This window comes from Actinomadura sp. SCN-SB, from assembly GCF_043906805.1.
Classification (GTDB): Bacteria; Actinomycetota; Actinomycetes; order Streptosporangiales; family Streptosporangiaceae; genus Spirillospora.
Genome location: NZ_JBIMPP010000201.1, coordinates 1 through 455, shown reverse-complemented (window position 1 = coordinate 455; position 455 = coordinate 1). Strand labels below are relative to the sequence as shown.

General features: G+C 65.7%; 1 protein-coding gene. It reads right to left on the bottom strand.

The window, feature by feature from the left end:
- Positions 1-455: tyrosine-type recombinase/integrase (locus ACGWYJ_RS39045; protein ID WP_395111759.1), on the bottom strand; the 455-nt coding region annotated here is incomplete at both ends.

The following is a 455-nucleotide window of genomic DNA, read 5'->3' as shown; positions in this document are numbered from 1 at the left end:
TCCCCAGAGACCTGAACTCCAGGGCCAGCAAGGCTCGCCCCCAGCCTCTTCAGAGCCTCCCTGGTGACCTCAGTCGGTACCTCGGTGTAAACCTCCATTGTGATGCTGATCTGGCTGTGTCGGAGGATCTGCATCGCCGTCCGGGGGTGGACGTCCAGAGCGGCCAGGAGGCGACCGCAGGTGTGCCGGGTGTCGTGCACGCGAATGAACCGGACTCCCGCTCGCTCGCATCGGTAGGCGAAGCTGCGGTTGACGTTTCGCGGCTCGATCGGCCGGCCCGTCCGGGTGGTGAATATCAGGCCCTTGCCCCTCCATGCCTCCTTGCGCGCACCGCATTCGGCTTCCTGACGCTTTTGCCTGAGTCGGAGCGCGGTGACACAGATCGCCGGAAGCGGCATGACGCCGGCCGAGTCCTCGGTCTTGGTCCGCTCCTTGTGGACGAGTTGGCCACGGAC